The organism is Rhizobacter sp. SG703 (assembly GCF_012275445.1).
GTDB lineage: Bacteria > Pseudomonadota > Gammaproteobacteria > Burkholderiales > Burkholderiaceae_C > Rhizobacter.
On the sequence record NZ_JAAZQK010000020.1, the window covers coordinates 16,189 to 31,334 of the forward strand.

The 15,146-nt window shown below is 70.8% G+C and carries 15 protein-coding genes and 1 pseudogene; 10 read left to right on the top strand and 6 right to left on the bottom strand.

Going from position 1 to position 15,146, the window contains the following annotated elements; genetic code table 11:
- Positions 1-21: 21 nt before the first annotated feature.
- From FHT26_RS28950 to FHT26_RS28995, 10 genes are all read left to right on the top strand, one after another.
- The gene (locus tag FHT26_RS28950; protein ID WP_349238243.1) at positions 22-1,479 is read left to right on the top strand and encodes a form I ribulose bisphosphate carboxylase large subunit; all 1,458 of its coding nucleotides are present in this window, start codon (positions 22-24) and stop codon (positions 1,477-1,479) included.
- Positions 1,480-1,495: 16 nt separating this feature from the next.
- Positions 1,496-1,930, top strand: a complete 435-nt coding sequence (locus FHT26_RS28955) for a ribulose bisphosphate carboxylase small subunit (RefSeq protein WP_168563542.1) — start codon at positions 1,496-1,498, stop codon at positions 1,928-1,930.
- Positions 1,931-1,979: 49 nt separating this feature from the next.
- Complete coding sequence (gene cbbX / locus FHT26_RS28960) at positions 1,980-2,837, top strand: CbbX protein (protein WP_168563566.1); 858 nt, start codon at positions 1,980-1,982, stop codon at positions 2,835-2,837.
- A 1-nt stretch (position 2,838) separates the two neighbouring features.
- Positions 2,839-3,597 carry an HAD-IA family hydrolase gene (locus tag FHT26_RS28965; protein WP_168563543.1) on the top strand — a complete coding sequence of 253 codons (759 nt, stop codon included), beginning with the start codon at positions 2,839-2,841 and terminating at the stop codon, positions 3,595-3,597.
- Positions 3,598-3,614: 17 nt separating this feature from the next.
- Positions 3,615-4,574: a class 1 fructose-bisphosphatase gene (locus FHT26_RS28970; RefSeq protein ID WP_168563544.1), complete on the top strand. Its 960-nt coding sequence runs from the start codon at positions 3,615-3,617 to the stop codon at positions 4,572-4,574.
- A gap of 9 nt (positions 4,575-4,583) precedes the next feature.
- Complete coding sequence (locus tag FHT26_RS28975) at positions 4,584-5,462, top strand: phosphoribulokinase (protein ID WP_168563545.1); 879 nt, start codon at positions 4,584-4,586, stop codon at positions 5,460-5,462.
- 414 nt (positions 5,463-5,876) lie between these two features.
- The gene (locus tag FHT26_RS28980; protein ID WP_168563546.1) at positions 5,877-6,917 is read left to right on the top strand and encodes an alpha/beta fold hydrolase; all 1,041 of its coding nucleotides are present in this window, start codon (positions 5,877-5,879) and stop codon (positions 6,915-6,917) included.
- Positions 6,914-8,284 (top strand): HAMP domain-containing protein, encoded by a 1,371-nt coding sequence (locus tag FHT26_RS28985; RefSeq protein WP_168563547.1) that lies wholly within the window; start codon positions 6,914-6,916, stop codon positions 8,282-8,284. Before FHT26_RS28980 ends, FHT26_RS28985 begins: the two co-directional genes overlap by 4 nt.
- Positions 8,281-8,910, top strand: a complete 630-nt coding sequence (locus FHT26_RS28990; protein WP_168563548.1) for a response regulator — start codon at positions 8,281-8,283, stop codon at positions 8,908-8,910. Before FHT26_RS28985 ends, FHT26_RS28990 begins: the two co-directional genes overlap by 4 nt.
- A gap of 166 nt (positions 8,911-9,076) precedes the next feature.
- Positions 9,077-9,682, top strand: a complete 606-nt coding sequence (locus tag FHT26_RS28995; protein WP_168563549.1) for a M48 family metalloprotease — start codon at positions 9,077-9,079, stop codon at positions 9,680-9,682.
- A 36-nt stretch (positions 9,683-9,718) separates the two neighbouring features.
- Here FHT26_RS28995 and FHT26_RS29000 read toward each other — a convergent pair whose 3' ends face one another.
- The 6 genes and pseudogenes from FHT26_RS29000 to fhcD form a co-directional block, all read right to left on the bottom strand.
- The gene (locus tag FHT26_RS29000; RefSeq protein WP_210427660.1) at positions 9,719-10,846 is read right to left on the bottom strand and encodes a methyl-accepting chemotaxis protein; all 1,128 of its coding nucleotides are present in this window, start codon (positions 10,844-10,846) and stop codon (positions 9,719-9,721) included.
- Between the two features lie 36 nt (positions 10,847-10,882).
- Positions 10,883-11,539, bottom strand: a complete 657-nt coding sequence (locus FHT26_RS29005) for an HAD family hydrolase (protein WP_168563550.1) — start codon at positions 11,537-11,539, stop codon at positions 10,883-10,885.
- Between the two features lie 35 nt (positions 11,540-11,574).
- A pseudogene (gene pabB / locus FHT26_RS29010) lies at positions 11,575-12,723 on the bottom strand (aminodeoxychorismate synthase component I); the annotation flags it as partial.
- Between the two features lie 53 nt (positions 12,724-12,776).
- On the bottom strand, positions 12,777-13,310 hold the full coding sequence (fae, locus tag FHT26_RS29015) for a formaldehyde-activating enzyme (RefSeq protein ID WP_168563551.1): 534 nt from the start codon (positions 13,308-13,310) through the stop codon (positions 12,777-12,779).
- Between the two features lie 9 nt (positions 13,311-13,319).
- Positions 13,320-14,132: a formylmethanofuran dehydrogenase subunit C gene (locus tag FHT26_RS29020; RefSeq protein WP_168563552.1), complete on the bottom strand. Its 813-nt coding sequence runs from the start codon at positions 14,130-14,132 to the stop codon at positions 13,320-13,322.
- Entirely contained in the window at positions 14,129-15,043 is a 915-nt protein-coding gene (fhcD, locus tag FHT26_RS29025; protein WP_168563553.1) for a formylmethanofuran--tetrahydromethanopterin N-formyltransferase, read from the bottom strand. The genes FHT26_RS29020 and fhcD overlap by 4 nt, the downstream gene beginning before the upstream one ends.
- Positions 15,044-15,146 lie beyond the last annotated feature (103 nt).

The window sequence follows — 15,146 nt, forward strand, 5'->3', positions numbered from 1 at the left end:
AGGAGAGTGCCCATGGGTGCCATGACCGACGCCACGCAGATCACCGACGCGAAGAAGCGCTATTCGGCCGGCGTGCTGAAGTACGCGCAGATGGGCTACTGGAACGCCGACTACGAGCCGAAGGCGACCGACATCCTGGCGCTGTTCCGCATCACGCCGCAAGACGGGGTCGACCCGATCGAGGCCGCCGCCGCGGTGGCCGGCGAGTCGAGCACCGCCACCTGGACGGTGGTCTGGACCGACCGGCTGACCGCCTGCGACATGTACCGCGCGAAGGCCTACCGGGTGGCGCCGGTGCCGAACCAGCCCGGCCAGTACTTCTGCCACGTGGCCTACGACCTGAGCCTGTTCGAAGAAGGCTCGATCACCAACGTCGCCGCATCGATCATCGGCAACGTGTTCAGCTTCAAGCCGCTGAAGGCCGCGCGGCTCGAGGACATGCAGTTCCCGGTCGCCTACGTGAAGACCTTCAGCGGTCCGCCGACCGGCATCGTGGTCGAGCGCGAGCGGCTCGACAAGTTCGGCCGGCCGCTGCTGGGCGCCACCACCAAGCCCAAGCTCGGGCTGTCCGGCCGCAACTACGGCCGCGTGGTCTACGAAGGCCTGCGCGGCGGGCTCGACTTCATGAAGGACGACGAGAACATCAACTCGCAGCCGTTCATGCACTGGCGCGACCGCTTCCTGTTCGTGATGGACGCGGTCAACAAGGCCAGTGCCGCCACCGGCGAAGTCAAGGGCAGCTACCTGAACGTGACCGCCGGCACGATGGAGGAGATGTACCGCCGCGCCGACTTCGCGAAGTCGCTCGGCTCGGTGATCGTGATGATCGACCTGGTGGTGGGCTACACCGCGATCCAGTCGATGAGCCACTGGTGCCGGCAGAACGACATGATCCTGCACCTGCACCGCGCGGGGCACGGCACCTACACCCGGCAGAAGAACCACGGCGTCAGCTTCCGCGTGATCGCGAAGTGGATGCGGCTGGCGGGCGTCGACCACATTCATGCCGGCACCGCGGTCGGCAAGCTCGAAGGCGATCCGCTGACGGTGCAGGGCTACTACAACGTCTGCCGCGACACGCACACGGTGGTCGACCTGCCGCGCGGCATCTTCTTCGCGCAGGACTGGGGCGCGCTGAAGAAGGTGATGCCAGTCGCCTCCGGCGGCATCCACGCCGGGCAGATGCACCAGCTGCTCGACCTGTTCGGCGACGACGTCGTGCTGCAGTTCGGCGGCGGCACCATCGGCCACCCGCAGGGCATCCAGGCCGGCGCCACCGCCAACCGCGTCGCGCTCGAGGCGATGGTGCTGGCGCGCAACGAGGGCCGCGACATCGGCCAGGAAGGCCCGTCCATCCTGGCCGATGCGGCCCGGTGGTGCGGCCCGCTGCGCGCCGCGCTCGATACCTGGGGCGAGGTCAGCTTCAACTACACGCCGACCGACAGTTCCGACTACGTCCCGACCCTGGCAGTTGCCTGATCGCAGGAGACCTCGCATGCGAATCACCCAAGGCAGCTTCTCGTTCCTGCCCGACCTGAGCGACGCGCAGATCGCCGCCCAGGTCGAGTACGCGCTCGGCCGGGGCTGGGCCATCGGCATCGAGACCACCGACGACCCGCATCCGCGCAACACCTTCTGGGAGATGTTCGGCAACCCGATGTTCGACGTGTCCGATGCGGCCGGCGTGATGCTGGAGCTGCGCCAGTGCCGAAAGACCTTCCCCGATCACTACATCCGGCTGACCGCGTTCGATTCGACGCACGGCACCGAATCGGTGGTGCTGTCGTTCATCGTCCACCGGCCGGCGCTGGAGCCGGGCTTCCGGCTGGTCCGCACCGAAGTCGCGGGACGAAGCTTGCAGTACAGCCTCGAAAGCTATGCCGTGCAGCGCGCGCCGGAAGGCGAGCGGTACGGAATGCGCCAGGAGTGACCGCGCCGTGGACGAAGACCGCGACAGTCTGTGCCAGCCGCCCGGCGAGATGCCGCAGGCATCGGCCGTGCGCGCGCTGCTCGACCAGCTCGACGCCGAGCTGGTCGGCCTCGCGCCGGTGAAGGGCCGCCTGCGCGACATCGCCGCGCTGCTGCTGATCGACCAGCTGCGCGCCGAGCAGGGGCTGCAGTCGCAGCCGCCGTCGCTGCACATGTGCTTCACCGGCAACCCGGGCACCGGCAAGACCACCGTCGCGCTGCGCATGGCCGAGCTGCTGCGCCAGCTCGGCTGCGTGCGCAAGGGCCACCTGGTGGCGGTGACGCGCGACGACCTGGTCGGCCAGTTCATCGGCCACACCGCCCCGAAGACCCGCGAGGTGCTGAAGAAGGCGATGGGCGGCGTGCTCTTCATCGACGAGGCCTACTACCTCTACAAGCCGGAGAACGAGCGCGACTACGGCCAGGAGTCGATCGAGATCCTGCTGCAGGTGATGGAGAACCACCGCGACGACCTGGTGGTGATCCTCGCCGGCTACAAGGACCGCATGGACGGCTTTTTCGCCAGCAACCCCGGCATGGCCTCGCGCATCGCTCACCACATCGACTTCCCGGACTACGGCGAGGCCGAGCTGATGCGCATCGCGCAGTTGATGCTGGCCCGCTTGAACTACCGCTTCGATGCCGGTGCCGAACCGGCCTTCGCCCGCTACCTGAGCTTGCGCCGGCAGCAGCCGCACTTCGCGAACGCGCGCTCGATCCGCAATGCGCTCGACCGCATCCGGCTGCGCCAGGCGACGCGGCTGTTCGCGGCCGACCGCCGGCTGACGCGCGAGCAGCTGTGCACGCTGCAGGCCGAAGACGTGCTCGCGAGCCGGGTGTTCGCCGCCACCCCCGCCGAGGCGCACTGAGATGAGCATCGAAGCCTTGATCCTCGATGTCGACGGCACGCTGGCCGACACCGAAGAAGCGCACCGCATCGCGTTCAACCGCGTGTTCGAGCAGCACCGGCTCGGCTGGTGCTGGAGCCGCGCCGAGTACCGGCAGCTGCTGGAGATCGCCGGCGGCAAGGAGCGCCTCGCCGCCTACATCGATTCGCTGCCGGTCGGCCCGGCCCAACGGCAGCGCCTGCTGGGGCGCGTGCCCGAGCTGCATGCCGACAAGACGCGCTGCTACGGCGAGGTGGTCGGCGACGGCGGCGTGGCGCTGCGCGACGGCGTCGAGCGCCTGCTGAACGAGGCGGTGGCCGAAGGCTGCCGGCTCGCGATCGCGAGCACCACCACCGCGGCCAACATCCACGCGCTGCTCGGCGCGACGCTGGGCCCGCGCGGGCTCGACCTGTTCGCGGTGATCGCCTGCGGCGACCAGGTGCGCGCCAAGAAGCCGTCGCCCGACATCTACCGGCTCGCGCTCGACACGCTGGGGCTGCCGCCCGAGCAGGCGCTGGCGGTCGAGGACTCGGCGCACGGCCTGCGCGCCGCGACGGCCGCCGGCCTGTGGACGCTGGTGACGCCGACCTTCTGGACGCAGGGCGGAGACTTCCGCGCCGCCGGCCTGGTGCTGCCGCGCCTGGGCGGCCCCGACCAGCCGTTGCCCGGCGAGCCCGGCGGCGTGCTGCGCCGGCGCGCCTGGCTCGGCTTCGACGAACTGGTTCGCATCGCACGCGGCTGACGCCGCAGGAGACCGCCATGCTCAGCAAGGGACGATCGACGCTGACCCAGTTCCTGATCGAGGAACGACGCCGCCATCCGGACGCCACCGGCGAGCTGAATGCACTGGTCACCGAGCTGTCGCTGGCCTGCAAGACCATCGCGCGCAAGGTGGCGTACGGCGCGCTCGGCGGCGTGCTGGACGGCCTGCTGAACCGCGGCGCGCCGGCGTCGCCGCGCGGCCGCTACCTGCTGCTGTTCGAGCCGCTCGACGATGCGGCGAACGTCGAGGTCAACGTCGCGGTCGGCAGCATCTTCTCGGTGCTGCGCGCCGTGACGCCGGAGCAGGACGCGCAGCCGCACGACTTCCTGCAGCCCGGCACGCGGCAGGTCTGCGCCGGCTACGCGATCTACGGCCCGTCGACGATGCTGGTGCTGACGCTGGGCCGCGGCACGCACGCGTTCACGCTCGATCCGCTGCTCGGGGAATGGGTGCTGAGCCATCCCGAGCTGCGCATTCCGGAGAAGACCTGCGAGTTCGCGATCAACGCGTCGAACAGCCGCTTCTGGGAGCCGGCGGTCAAGCGCTACGTCGACGAATGCCTTGCCGGTCAGGCCGGCACGCGCGGGGCCGACTTCAGCATGCGCTGGATCGCGTCGCTGGTGGCCGAGACGCACCGCATCCTGATGCGCGGCGGCGTCTTCCTGTACCCGCGCTGCCCCCGCGACGGCCAGGGCCCGTCGCGTGCCGGCCCGCTGCGCCTGCTGCAGGACGCGAACCCGATCGCGTTCCTGGTCGAGCAGGCCGGCGGCGGCGCGAGCACCGGTCGCACGCGCCTGATGGAGGTGCTGCCCGAGTCGCTGCAGCAGCGCATCGGCTTCGTGTTCGGTTCGCGCCATGAGGTGGCCCGCATCGAGACCTACCACCGCGACGAACCGGCGGTGATCTACGACTCGCCGCTGTTCGGCAAGCGTGGCCTGTTCGCCGCCACCGCCTGAGGGACTGCGATGTCTGCGCTGCATCCCATCATCGCGATCACCGGCTCGTCGGGGGCCGGCACCACCTCGGTCACCCGCACCTTCGAGAACATCTTCCGCCGTGAGGGCGTGGCGGCGGCCATCGTCGAGGGCGACAGCTTCCACCGCTACGACCGCGAGGCGATGAAGGCGGCGATGGCCGAGGCCGAGCAGAACCACCGGCCGCATTTCAGTCACTTCGGCGACGACGCGAACCTGTTCGCCGAACTGCAGGAGCTGTTCCGCAGCTATGCCGAGACCGGCAGCGGGCGAAGCCGCAAGTACCTGCACAACGCCGAGGAGGCCGCGCCGTGGCGGCAACCGCCCGGCACCTTCACCGCGTGGGCGCCGTTGCCGCCGAGCAGCCTGCTGTTCTACGAAGGGCTGCATGGCGGCGTGACGACCGGCACCGTCGACGTGGCGCGCTTCACCGACCTGCTGATCGGGGTGGTGCCGGTGATCAACCTGGAGTGGATCCAGAAGATCCACCGCGACCGCAGCACCCGCGGCTACTCGACCGAGGCGGTGACCGACGTGATCCTGCGGCGCATGCACGAGTACGTGGAGTACATCTGCCCGCAGTTCACGCGCACGCACATCAATTTCCAGCGCGTGCCGGTGGTCGACACCTCGGACCCGTTCATCGCGCGCACCATTCCGACGGCCGACGAAAGCCTGGTGGTGATCCGCTTCGCGAACCCGCGCGGCATCGATTTTCCGTACCTGCTGTCGATGCTGCACGACTCGTTCATGTCGCGCGCCAACACGCTGGTGGTGCCGGGCGGGAAGATGGAACTGGCGATGCAGCTGATCTTCACGCCGATGATCCTGCGGCTGGTGGCGCAGCAGAAGAACCTGCTGGCGGCGTGAGGGCGAACGGGCGGAGGGAGCGAGCCCGTTCGGACTGCGCTTGTCGAAGTCCTGGTGGCGGAGCGTGGGAGGCTCCGTCACGCTGCGGCACCAACCCTTCGACGACGGGCCTTCGACAAGCTCAGTCCCTGCTCAGGGCGAACGGGTTGGTGGTGGCGAATCGGCGAGGGGCGAGCGTGCGGTGGCAAGGAATCCGTTCAAACGGGTTGGTGGTGGCGAATCGGCGAGGGCGAACCCGCGGTGGCAAAGAATCCGTTCGGACTGAGCCTGTCGAAGTCCTGGTGGCGGAGCACAGAAGTCTCCGTCGCGCTGGGGCACCACCACTCAGTCCCCGCCCAGGCCGATCGGGCCTTGCCCCCAGCAAGGAAAGCACCGACGCCCGGCAACGTCTCGCGGGCTACGATGGCCGGGCCCATGCGCACCGCCTTGTATCCCGACCTCGCACCGTACCGCGTGCACGAACTGCGCGTGCCGGGCGGGCATCGGCTGCATGCCGACGAGAGCGGTGCCCCCGACGGCATCGCCGCACTCGTGCTGCATGGCGGCCCCGGGTCCGGCAGCTCGCCACTGCTGCGCCGCTTCCTCGACCCGGCGCGCTACCGCATCGTCAGCCCCGACCAGCGCGGTGCCGGCAAGAGCCAGCCGCGCGGCAGCACCGTCGACAACACCACCGCCCACCTGGTCGCCGACCTGGAAACGCTGCGCAACACGCTCGGCATCGCCCGCTGGCTGGTGGTCGGCGGCTCGTGGGGCGCCACGCTCGCACTCGCCTACGCCGCGGAACATCCCCACGCGGTGGCCGCACTGCAACTGCGCGCGACCTTCCTCGCGCGCGAGCAGGACATCGCCGGCTTCTTCCAGCCCACCGACGGCGAGCACGCCGCGGCCTGGGCGCAGTTCGCCGCGGTCGCCCCCGCGGCGCAACGGCACGCGCTGCTGCCCTTCCTCGCCCAGGGGCTGATCGGCGATGCCGACACCGCCCGCCGCATCGCGCTCGCGTGGTGGCGCTGGGAACAGACCCTCGTCACCGGCACCGCCCCATCGACCGAACCCGGCGGCGCCGCGCTCGACGCGCAGGTCGACCGCTACCGCGTGCAAAGCCACTACCTGCTGCACCGCTGCTGGCTCGACGCGCCGCCGCTGCTCGATCGCTGCGACGGCATCCCGCCGGTGCCGACGCTGCTGCTGCACGGCCGCGCAGACCGCATCTGTCGCCCCGAGGCCTCGATCGCGCTGCACCACCGCCTGCCGCACAGCCGGCTCCAGCTGATCGACGGCGCCGGCCACGACCCGACCCACCCGGCGATGGTGCACGCCACCGTCAGCACACTGGACCGCTACGCGAACAACGGCGATTTCTGCGCCAGGCGGGCCGAGCGCCGGGCCGCTCCCAAGCCGGCCCGCGTCCCCTCGGGGGACCGGCCGACGTACCCGTCGGACGAGGGGTCGTCATGACATTGCGACTCAAGATCCACCTGATCGTCGGCCTGCTGACGCTGCTGTTCCTGGTCGTGATGCTCGGCCTGCAGCTGCGCAGCATGCGCGAATCGGTCAACGAGGAGGTGGTGGCGGCCAACCGCGTCGCGTCGCAGTTCATGAACCGCACGGTGTGGCGCTATGCGGCGCAGGGCACGCCGGCGGTGCTCGGCTTCCTGCAGGGCATGGGCCGCGTGCGGTCCAACGACATCACGCTGCTCGACAAGCAGGGCACCGTGCTCTACACCTCGCCGAGCTCGCCGTACAAGCCGGGCCGCGATGCGCCCGACTGGTTCGATGCGCTGGTCGCGCCGCCGCCGGCAGTGCAGTCGCTGGAGCTGCCCGACGGCCGGCTGACGGTGCAGGCGAACGCGTCGCGCGCGGTGCTCGACGCATGGGACGAGGCCATCGTGCTGGTGTTCGGCGCGGTCGTGACGCTGGTGGTGCTGAACGGGCTGGTGTACTGGCTCGTCGGCCACACGGTGCGCCCGTTCGGCCGCATCGTCGCGGCGCTGAACCAGCTGGAGGCCGGCCGCTTCGACGTCGTGCTGCCGCCGCTGCCGGGCGCCGAGGCCGGCACCATCGGCAAGGCCTTCAACCGCATGGTCGGCATGCTGCAGGGCCACATCGAGACCGAACGCCGCGCGGTGCGCGCCGAGCTGCAGCTGTCCGAAAGCCGCGAACTGACGCGCTGGGTCGACCACCAGATCGAGCAGGAGCGCCACCTGATCGCGCGCGAGCTGCACGACGAGCTGGGCCAGTCGGTGACGGCGATGCGCAGCATGGCGCTGTCGATCGCGCAACGCATGCGAGCGCTCGACCCGCAGGCCGAGCAGGCGGCGCGCCTGATCGCCGAAGAGGCCTCGCGCCTGTACGACGCGATGCACGGCATCATCCCGCGGCTGACGCCGCTGGTGCTCGACACCTTCGGCCTGGCCGACGCGCTGGCCGACCTGGCCGAGCGCACCCGCCGCAGCCACCCCGGCGCACGGATCGAACTGCAGGCCGACCTGGCCGGCGTGCCGCTCGGCAGCGAAGCGGCGCTCGCGCTGTACCGGGCCGCGCAGGAGGGGCTGACCAATGCGCTGCGCCACGGCCAGGCGCAGCGGGTCGACCTGCGGCTGCAGGCGGTGGCCGACGGCGTCGTGCTCGAACTGGTCGACGATGGCGCCGGGCTGGCCGCCGACTGGGCCGACAAGAAGGGCCACCACGGCCTGCGCTGGCTGGCCGAGCGCGTGCAAGGCCTGGGCGGCAGCTTCGAGCTGCTGCCGCATTCCCCCCGCGGCGTGCGCCTGAGCGTGCGCCTGCCGGGGCCTGTTCCCCGAACCGAGGCGGTCCCCGAATGATCCGAGTGATGCTCGTCGACGACCACGCGCTGGTGCGCATGGGCTTCCGCATGCTGCTGGCCGATGCCGGCATCGAGGTGGTGGCCGAGGCCGACACCGGCGAACAGGCCTGCGCCGACTACCCGAAGCTGAAGCCGGACGTGGTGGTGATGGATCTGTCGATGCCCGGCATGGGCGGTCTGGAAGCGGTGCGGCGCCTGCTCGCGCAGGACCCGAAGGCGCGCGTGCTGGCGCTGTCGGCGCATGAGGACACGGCCCACCCTCGGCGGGTGATGCAGGCCGGCGCGCTCGGCTACCTGACCAAGCGCGGTGCGCCCGAGGCGCTGATCGCGGCGGTCAGCGCGGTGGCGGCGCACCGGCCCTATGTCGATCCGCAGACCGCCCAGGTGCTGGCGCTGGCCCAGGTGAAGGGGGATGCGAACCCGGCCGAGATGCTGAGCGAGCGAGAGTTTTCGGTCTTCATCCAGCTGGCGCGCGGCCTCGGCGTGGCGCAGATCGCCGCCAACCTGAACCTGTCGCCCAGCACCGTCGGCACGCACCTGTACCACGTGAAGCAGAAGCTCGGTGCGAGCAACCAGTCGGAGCTGACGCTGGTGGCGTTGCACTGGGGCCTGATCCAGGCCTGAGCCCGGCACCCGCCGGCGCCGAAGGCACCGCGTTTGCCCGTGCATTCCGGCACGACGCGCCCCGGTTCGCGGTGAATGCACGGGTAAACCCTTGAATCGGGCCCGGTTCTTGCGCCGTAATCGGGCACAGGGGTCTGCGCAGGAGCGACACGGCATGCGGTGGTGGATGTTGATCGGAATGGCACTGGCGGGGAGCGTCGCGCGTGGCGAAGAAGACATCGCGCAGGTGCTGGCGCGTTCGCAGACCGCGCAACTGGAGCGGCTCGCGCCGGCGCCGGTCGAGAGCGAGCGGGCGCAGAAGGTGCGCGACAGCTTCGACAGTCTGGTGCGCACGCTGGGGCTGGAGGGCGCCGCCGAGTTGCGCGTGGTGCGCGGCGACACCGTGGCCGAGACGCTGCGCGGCCGCGTGGTGATCGCCAACGAGGCGATGGGCGACTGGCCGGAAGAAGGGCGCTTGTTCGTGCTGGCGCACGAATTGGGTCACGTCGCGCTGGCGCACTGGGCGCAGATGGGCGAGATGTACCAGAAATGGGTACCGGGCAGCGTCACGGCCGACCGGACCGACCCGGTTGCCGCGCGGCTCGGGCGCGAGGCCTCGGCGCTGGCCTACCAGCAGGAGTACGAGGCCGACGCGTTTGCATTGCGCACGCTGGAGGGCCTCGGGGTGCCGCGCGACGCGGTGTTCTCGGCCCTGATGCGCATGGGCGCGAGCCGGGACACCGCCACCCACCCCGGCACGAAGCGGCGGCTGGCCGCATTGCGCGCCCAGTAGGTTCCATGTCTGGCGAACCCGCCGGACGAGGGGGTGTCATTCCACTCTGAAGGAGCTCATCGCCTCGGTGAGCCGCCCCGACTGGCCCTTCAGCGACAGCGCCGACGCCGCCAGTTCCTCGACCAGCGCGGCGTTCTGCTGCGTCATCATGTCGAGTTGCGACACCGCCTGCTGCATGCGGCCGATGTCGCTGCCCTGCGATTCGCCGGCCTGCGCGATGCCGGCGATCAGGCCCGCCACCTGGCCCACGCTGTCGACGATCTCGCGCATCGTGCGGCCGGCGTCCGCCACCAGCTGCGATCCGGCGGTGACCTTCGCGCTCGAATCGCCGATCAGCGCCTTGATCTCGCGCGCCGCGGTCGAGCTGCGCTGCGCGAGGCTGCGCACCTCCTCGGCCACCACCGCGAAGCCCCGGCCCTGCTCGCCGGCGCGCGCCGCCTCCACCGCCGCATTCAGCGCGAGGATGTTGGTCTGGTACGCGATGCCGTCGATCACGCCGATGATCTCGGCGATCTTGCCGGCGCTGGTGTTGATCTCGTCCATGCGCAGGATCACGTCCTGCATGGTCTGCGCGCCGCGCGCCGCGATCTCGCTCGACCCGGTGACCACGCTGCGCGCATCGCGCGTGCTGTTCGAATTGCTGCTCACCGTGGCGGCCAGCTGCGCCATCGAGTTGACGGTCTGCTGCAGTGCGCTCGCCTGCTGCTCGGTGCGGTTCGACAGGTCGGTGTTGCCGCTGGCGATCTCGTCCGACGCGGTGTTCACGCTCTCCACCGTCTGCCGCACGTCCAGCACCATCGTGCGCAGCTTCTTGCGCATGCCGTTCAGCTCGGCGCGCAGCCAAGAGATCTCGTCCTTGCCCGACGAGCTGATCTTGGTCTCGAGATCGCCGCCGGCGATGCGGATCACGCACTGCACCGTCGACTCGACCGACTCCTTGATGCTGGCGCGGATCAGCCAGCCGGCCAGCAGCGCGACACCGCAGCCGGCCACGGCGCCGAGCAGCAGCCACCCCGCGGCCGCGTCGACGTCGACCTTGCTGCCGGCGGCGACCTGCCGCAGCGTCCAGGCGGCAGCGCCCCCCAGCAGCAGCACGATCGCGCCCATCGCGACGAAGCCGATCATCACCCGCCTGACCAGGCTGACCTGGCGAATCCATTCCATGATGTGTCTCCTTGTTGTTGTCGGGAAAGACCGCCGTCAGGGGCCCTGGTCGAGCACCGGCCAGCCGGCCCGCAGCGCATGCGCGCGCAACACCGGCTCCGGCCTGACGGCCACCGGGTGCGAGACCGCCTGCAGCAGCGGCAGGTCGCTCGCGGCGTCGGAATAGAACCAGGATTGCTCGAACGCCGCCAGGCCGCCGGGCCGCGCGAGCCAGGCCAGCACGCGGCTCAGCTTGTGCTCGCGGTGGCAGGGCTCGCCGTCGATCTCGCCGGTCAGGACGCCGTCGCGCCACTCGCCTTCGGTCGCCAGCACCTGCGGAATGCCGAACAGCCGCGCGAACGGCTCCGCGATGAAGCGCGTGGTCGCGGTGACGACGGCGCAGAGGTCGCCGGCCTCGCGATGGCGGGCCACCAGCGCCTGCATGTCGCGCGGCACCTGCGGCGCCATCGCGCGCTCGAACTCGCGGCTCCATGCGTCGATCTGCGCACGCGCAAACGCCGACAGCGGCGCCACCGTGGCCCGGTGCATCGCGCGGATGTCCAGCGTGCCGGCGACGTACTGCTGGCAGCAGGCGAGGTAGGCCGCGGGTGCCTCGGGCGGCAGCACGCCGCGCTGCGCGAGGAAGCGCGTCCATGCCATGCCGCTGTCGAACGGGATCAGCGTGTGGTCGAGGTCGAACAGCGCGAGCTTCATCGCACGCTGTGTTCCAGGGGCCGCAGCGGCTGCGGCAGCCCGGTCAGGAAGCGCGCCTTCAGCAGGCATTCCTCGAACTCGTCGTCGACGCGGCTGTCGAGCACGATGCCGGCGCCGATACCCAGCCGGGCCGGCCGCAGCCCGCCGGCTTCGGTGCCGAGCGTCAGCGTGCGGATCGCGACGCTGAGGCAGAAGTCGCCGAGGCGCGCATCGCCCCGCGGCGCGCCGAGCCAGCCGATCGCGCCGCAGTACAGGCCGCGCGGCGTGGTCTCCAGGCTGGCGATCAATTCCATCGTGTGGTGCTTCGGCGCACCGGTGATCGAGCCGCACGGGAACACCGCGCGCAGCAGCTCGGGGAAGCCGACCTCGGGCCGCACGCGCGCCTGGATGGTCGAGGTCATCTGGAACAGCGTCGCATACGGCTCGATCGCGAACAGCGACGGCACCGTCACCGAGCCGGTCTGCGCGACGCGGCCCAGGTCGTTGCGCAGCAGGTCGACGATCATCAGGTTCTCGGCCCGGTTCTTGATGTCCAGCGACAGCAGCCGCGCGGTCTCGCTGTCGCTCTCCGGCGCGGCGATGCGCGGCGCGGTGCCCTTCATCGGCCGCGCGGTCAGCAGGCCGGCGTCGTGGCGCAGGAACAGTTCGGGCGAGCGCGACAGCACGTGCGTCGTGCCGCGCCCGTCGTCGGGCAGCGCGATCAGCGCGCCGAAGGCCACCGGTTGCCGCGCGCGCAAGCGGCGGTACAGGTCGACCGGCGAGCCGTGGGCCTCGCCATGCAGCCGGTACGTGTAGTTGACCTGGTAGGTCTCGCCGCGGCGAATGGCTTCGTGGATGCGGGCGATGGCGCGCGTGAAGCCCGGCCGGTCGACGCTCGGCCGCAGGGCCGTCACGCCGCAGTCGCCGTCGTCGCCGCGGTAAGCCAGCCAGGCGCCGACCTCGTCGCTCGACAGGCGAGCGAGGTCGCGGAACATCAGCACCCGCAGCGACGACGCATCGTCCGGCCGCAGCGTCGCATGTCCGGCCTTCAGCAGCTTCGCGCCCCATTCGTAGTCGGCCAGCAGCACCGCATGCAACCCGGCACGCAGGTCGGTGTCGACCGCTTCCCACACGGCGTCGAGCCGCGACGGATCGACGCAGCGATGCTCGCGCTCGAAGCCGGTGCAGAGCCGGCTGAGCGGCATGCCACGCGTCGCGTGGCAGTCGTCGAGCAGCGCGAAGATGTCGTTCACACGAGTCAGCTCCAGTCGTCCATGTCGTGCTTGATCTTGTGGCGGTTGGCGATCAGCTCGTCGACCGACGGCTCGTTGTTCAGCGCCCGCCGCAGCGCGAGCTTCGTCGCCTCGTGGTTGGTGCGGTACATGTCCTTCTTGTCGAGGTTCGGGTCCTTCGCGCAGCGCGGGTCGATCCACACCAGGCTGATGATGCACAGCTCGTTGGCCAGCTCCTTCGGTATCGTGCCGTCGATCAGGCAATCGACCACCGCATCGGCGGTGGCGCTCTGCACGACGCCGCCGTACAGGTCGATGTTGGCGAAGTCCTTCAGCGTGACCTTCGGCACGAGGATCGTCGCCGGCCGCACCAGCTGGTTGCAGGCGCGGATCGCGAACATCGCGGTGTGGCCCTTGCTCTGCGCCATCAGGTTCGCGAAGGCTTGGCCGACCGGGCCGTCGGTGCGGCCGATCAGGATCTCGGGCATCGCGTCGGTGAACTGCCCTTCGCGGGCGAACACGGTCGCCTCGCCGGCGTGGAAGAGATAGGTCTTGCTCATCGGAGTGCCTCAGGTTGCCAGGATCAGTTCGCCGCGGCCGTCGCTCGCGAGGTCGCCCAGGTGGCGCGTGATCGCGCGCGACGGCAAGGCCTCGAAGGGTCCACCGTGGCGCGCGAGGTCGCGGGCCAGCAGCTGCCAGAACACCAGCGCATCAGCGACCGCCGGCACGAAGGTCGGCGCGATCTGCGGGGCGGTCGTCGCGAACACCAGGCTGCCGCGCCGCATGCCGTAGCCGACGTGCGCGCCGGCCCGCCCGCCGATGCCGATGGTGCCGGCCACCATGCGCGACGCGAGAAAGTCGCCGGCGTCGCCGAACACCAGCGCGATGCCGCGCCGCATGCGGTCGCCGAATCGCTGGCCGGCGTGGCCGGTGACGATCAGCGTGCCGCCGCGCATGCCGTCCATGCTGCCGGGCAGCGTGCTCGCCGCGAAGTCGCCGGCGTCGCCGTCGACCGTCAACTGCCCGCCCGCCATCTCGCAGCCCGCCAGCAGGCCGACCGCGCCGTTCACGCGCAGCGCGCCGCCGCTCATGCCGCCGCCGGTGTAGTGACCGGCCGGGCCGTCGACCGTGAGGCGCCCGCCGCCCATCTGCCAGCCGATGCGGTCGCAGCGCGACAGGTCGCCGACGAAGCGCAGCATGCCGTCGTCGCCATCGGGCTCCACCGTGAAGAACTCCGCCAGCGGCACCAGCGCCCGCCCATGCCCGACCTGCAGCTGCTCGACCTGCGCCACCGACCACCCCGCCAGCGCCGCCGGCAGCACGCCGCGCAGGTCCACGCGCACCGCGGGCGCGTGCTTCAGGCTCAGGCGAAACCCGCTCATGCCGTGGCCGGCGCAGCGAGCAGCTGGCGCAGGTGGAAGTGGAAGGGCCCGAGCTTGCCGCCGTAGTTGCCGGCCGAGATGCGCATCAGCCCACCGGCCGCGCCGATCGCGATGCCGGCCTGCATGCCGGCGCGCATCGCGGCACCGACGTCGGCCTCGGCCAGCCCGTCGATCACGATCTCCATCACGCAGCGCGTCTGCGGCGTGATCTCGCTGCTTGCCGCGAGCCCGTGCAGCCCGGGGCAGAACGCATCGTTGGTCGACGCGCCGAGCGTGGCGTACTTGCTGCCGACCTTCGAGCCCGAGCGCACCACGCCGCCGGGGAACGGCATGATCACGTTCGGTAGCGCCTTCATCGCGGCCACCGCGGCTTCGGCCACCGCGAGCGCCGCGTCGGTGTCGGTGCACATCAGCAGCAGGTTGCCGCCGCCGACGCACTTGACCACCGCGGTCGTTTCCTGCGCGACGAACTCGCCATCCATCACCGGCACGCGCCAGTAGCGCACGCCATCGATCACCTTCGAGATCTGCCAGCCGTCGCCGAAGAAGCGCAGGTTCTTGCCGAGCGCGATGGCCTCGCCTTCGGAAATGCCGGCGAACACTGCCGTGGTCGGGCAGGTCAGCACGCACTGGCCCACGCGCCGCTCCACCTGCTTCGCGAGTTCCTTGCCGGACATCGAGAAGATCAGCACGCTGACGCCGGGCCGGCCATCGGGTGTGTCGGTGGGGGCGAGTTCGCGTTCGATGCCGGCCTCGCAGCCGCAGGCGATCACCGAGGTCGCGAAGCCGGTGGCCGACACCGCGGCGTTCATCGCCCAGGTCAGCGTGTGCGCGGTGATGACCAGCCGCGTGGCCTTCATCGGAAAGGCCTCGGCAAAGCTGTCGTCGATCGCGACGCCGTTCGCGATCATGTGGCCACCTCCGCACGGACGAGGCCACTCGATCTGCCGAATCGTCGGTGGCTCGGCCGTATTGCGCTGGTCGATCCCCCAAGGGGGCCCCTCGCCCTTCGCT

Bases quoted from the DNA above. Each gene is read 5' to 3' on its own strand.
- FHT26_RS28950 (WP_349238243.1), top strand. From the start codon at position 22: ATGACCGACGCCACGCAGATCACCGACGCGAAGAAGCGCTATTCGGCC.
- FHT26_RS28970 (WP_168563544.1), top strand. From the start codon at position 3,615: ATGCTCAGCAAGGGACGATCGACGCTGACCCAGTTCCTGATCGAGGAA.
- FHT26_RS28955 (WP_168563542.1), top strand. From the start codon at position 1,496: ATGCGAATCACCCAAGGCAGCTTCTCGTTCCTGCCCGACCTGAGCGAC.
- FHT26_RS28985 (WP_168563547.1), top strand. From the start codon at position 6,914: ATGACATTGCGACTCAAGATCCACCTGATCGTCGGCCTGCTGACGCTG.
- FHT26_RS28980 (WP_168563546.1), top strand. From the start codon at position 5,877: ATGCGCACCGCCTTGTATCCCGACCTCGCACCGTACCGCGTGCACGAA.
- FHT26_RS29000 (WP_210427660.1), bottom strand. From the start codon at position 10,846: ATGGAATGGATTCGCCAGGTCAGCCTGGTCAGGCGGGTGATGATCGGC.
- fhcD (WP_168563553.1), bottom strand. From the start codon at position 15,043: ATGATCGCGAACGGCGTCGCGATCGACGACAGCTTTGCCGAGGCCTTT.
- FHT26_RS29020 (WP_168563552.1), bottom strand. From the start codon at position 14,132: ATGAGCGGGTTTCGCCTGAGCCTGAAGCACGCGCCCGCGGTGCGCGTG.
- FHT26_RS28965 (WP_168563543.1), top strand. From the start codon at position 2,839: ATGAGCATCGAAGCCTTGATCCTCGATGTCGACGGCACGCTGGCCGAC.
- FHT26_RS29005 (WP_168563550.1), bottom strand. From the start codon at position 11,539: ATGAAGCTCGCGCTGTTCGACCTCGACCACACGCTGATCCCGTTCGAC.
- FHT26_RS28995 (WP_168563549.1), top strand. From the start codon at position 9,077: ATGTTGATCGGAATGGCACTGGCGGGGAGCGTCGCGCGTGGCGAAGAA.
- cbbX (WP_168563566.1), top strand. From the start codon at position 1,980: ATGCCGCAGGCATCGGCCGTGCGCGCGCTGCTCGACCAGCTCGACGCC.
- FHT26_RS28975 (WP_168563545.1), top strand. From the start codon at position 4,584: ATGTCTGCGCTGCATCCCATCATCGCGATCACCGGCTCGTCGGGGGCC.
- FHT26_RS28990 (WP_168563548.1), top strand. From the start codon at position 8,281: ATGATCCGAGTGATGCTCGTCGACGACCACGCGCTGGTGCGCATGGGC.
- fae (WP_168563551.1), bottom strand. From the start codon at position 13,310: ATGAGCAAGACCTATCTCTTCCACGCCGGCGAGGCGACCGTGTTCGCC.